The sequence below is a fragment of the Acidimicrobiales bacterium genome (assembly GCA_036270875.1).
GTDB lineage: Bacteria > Actinomycetota > Acidimicrobiia > Acidimicrobiales > AC-9 > AC-9.
On the sequence record DATBBR010000008.1, the window covers coordinates 1 to 1,552 of the forward strand.

Genomic DNA, 1,552 nt, shown 5'->3' on the forward strand with positions numbered 1-1,552 from the left:
CCTCCCGTGCATGCTGCGGATCATGATGTTAGAGGTTGCGGGAAGACCCGCACACCCCCGTGACCAGCGGGTTCGCTCCCTTCGACCAGCGTCAGGTGCCGTCAGTGGGTGATCGCGACCTCAGCGACCTCATCTTCGGCAGACCGCCTCCTGCCCGCCACGAACCATAAGGTGGCGCCACCCAACAAGCCCGCCATGACGAGCGCCACGGTCAGCGGCGACGCGTTGTCGCCGGCGAGCGATCCGAGCACCGGGATGGCGCCGGCGGACCGGGCTGGCGTCGTGCCCGGGGCCGAGGCCGCCGGCGCCGTCGGGCTCCCGACCGTTGGAGCCGGCGGGCCAAGGTCGGGCGAGATCCCGACCGTCGGCAGGGCCTCGGGGATCGACGTCCCCGCGGGCGAGTCCGGCGTTGTCCCCGACGAGGAACTCGGCGCCTGGGCCCCTGAGCCGGCGGCCGCTGCCTGCTCGGCCAGCGACTGGTCGTCTGGTTGGTCGAGGACCACCCGATCCGTCGGGCTGCTCGGAAGGATGGCCACGCCCAGGGATCCGTTCGTGACGAGGTTCGACACTTGGAACTGGTAGGTCTTTCCCACCGAATTCGGCCCGGCACTGACGTTGTGGGTGCAGTCGTAGGGAGGTGCGTCCGCGCTGGGACCTCCCTGCTCGGGGTTCAGGTCCGGCTTGACCAAAGGGCACAGCTCGAGCTTTGCCGTCGGCGTCGAGGCAGAGTTCGCCGCCACTGTGAGCGTGAGGGTGGTCGCCGTCGCCCCGGTGGGGAGGTCATAGACGAGCCCGGCGTAGGCGAGGGGAGCGCTCGACTTCCCCCCGGCCGGAGCCCTGGAGGCGGTCCCTCCCGCGGCTGGGCCCCCCGGCCCTTCGATGAGCAGTCCCTTGGCGGGGACGCCGGGTTGGGTCGGCGCCGGAACGGATTGTCCCAGCTGGGGGAGGCTGCCCGGGTTGAGGGCCGTCCACCATCCCTGCTGGTCGGGTGCCGCCGCCCCCGCCGGATGCATCCCCCACCCTGCCACTGCGGCGTACGCCGACAATGTGGTGGCGAACAACAGGGTCGCGCCGCGGCGCCTCATGGGTCACCGTCTCCGAAGAAGACCGCCCTCGCTATGTCGTTGCGCTCCAAGAGTTCCGCCGTGGGGCCTTCGAAGCGCACCTCGCCCTTTTCGATGAAGATCGCCCGCTCACAGAGCCTGCAGGCGATGTTGAGGCTCTGTTCCACCAGGACGGTTGTGATGCCGTTCTGGTTGAGCTGGTGCACGATCTCGAGCAACTCCCCGACGACCACCGGAGCCAGCCCGAGCGAGAGCTCGTCGACGCACAGGAGCTGCGGTTCGAGCAGCAGCGCCTTGGCCACCGCCAGCTGCTGTTGCTCGCCACCCGACAGGCGTCCGGCCTGCCGCTTGAGCGACCGCGCCAGCGCGGGGAACGTGGTGAGAGCTCGTTCTCTTCGCTCCATATAGACCGCTCGCTGCCGGCGGAGCGGAAGGCCTTGCATCTCGAGGTTCTCCTCGACCGTCATATCGGTGAAGATGGCCCGCCC

2 protein-coding genes are annotated in these 1,552 nt (G+C 69.7%); both read right to left on the reverse strand.

Going from position 1 to position 1,552, the window contains the following annotated elements; genetic code table 11:
• Window positions 1-101 precede the first annotated feature (101 nt).
• Entirely contained in the window at window positions 102-1,085 is a 984-nt protein-coding gene (locus VH112_00780) for a hypothetical protein (protein ID HEX4538753.1), read from the reverse strand.
• The coding region (locus VH112_00785) for an ATP-binding cassette domain-containing protein (GenBank protein HEX4538754.1) at window positions 1,082-1,552 on the reverse strand (471 nt) is incomplete at its 5' end. The genes VH112_00785 and VH112_00780, both read right to left, overlap by 4 nt.

What these genes read in the sequence shown, in the direction of transcription:
- VH112_00780 (HEX4538753.1), bottom strand. Translation starts at nt 1,085, where the DNA reads ATGAGGCGCCGCGGCGCGACCCTGTTGTTCGCCACCACATTGTCGGCG.